Source organism: Streptomyces milbemycinicus, from assembly GCF_002154605.1.
Lineage (GTDB): Bacteria > Actinomycetota > Actinomycetes > Streptomycetales > Streptomycetaceae > Streptomyces > Streptomyces milbemycinicus.
The window spans coordinates 1-620 of sequence record NZ_MUNE01000769.1 but is presented as its reverse complement, the minus strand read 5'-3'; the positions used below and the strand labels follow the sequence as shown (position 1 = coordinate 620).

The 620-nt window shown below is 71.1% G+C and carries 1 protein-coding gene; it reads left to right on the top strand.

Annotation, left to right across the window (positions count from 1 at the left end):
- Window positions 1-279: 279 nt before the first annotated feature.
- Window positions 280-620: SLATT domain-containing protein (locus tag CCN51_RS45800; protein WP_245881816.1), on the top strand; the 341-nt coding region annotated here is incomplete at its 3' end.

Below are 620 nucleotides of genomic sequence, written 5' to 3'. Positions count from 1 at the left end.
GCTGGCCAGCCTGACCCCGGATGCCCGGAAGCGGTTCGAGGAGCATGTGGCGTACGTCGCCGACCGGTCGCTGGGGTGAGACCGTCGCCGGTCGCCCCTGGCACCCTTTCGGGTGAGGTGGCGGACGGCTCTTTTATCGGATGACGCATCTCGTACGGGCGGTTATCTTGCGATCTCGGCCGTGTGGCCAGCCGTTCGGCGGTAGGTAAGGTGGTTGCGCATCAGCCGCGCGCCAAGAGAGACGCAGCGAGTACATGCAGCGCAGAGGGAGTGCCACGGGTGAGTCAGCCGGAGATGCAACCCGAGGGGCTTCCTCGGCAGGAGGGCGCGAAGAAGCAGGGGGACCTGCTCGGTCGGCCCTTCCCGCACGGCGACTGGGGCGAGCCCGCCGAGCGCCTTGACGCGCTGTACCGGTGGGTTGAGGACGGCGCGCTGCAGGTCGCGGAGTGGTATCTCGCGGACCGGGTGTGGAAGCGGCGGACCGCGCGGGCGCTGCGCGTGGGGGCCGCGGTGCTGGGGGTCGTGGGGGCGTCGCTGCCGCTGCTGGATCTGAACGGGGTGCTGGGCGACGGGGCGGCCTGGGGCTGTCTGGTGCTGCTGATCGCCGCCGCGTGTGTGGC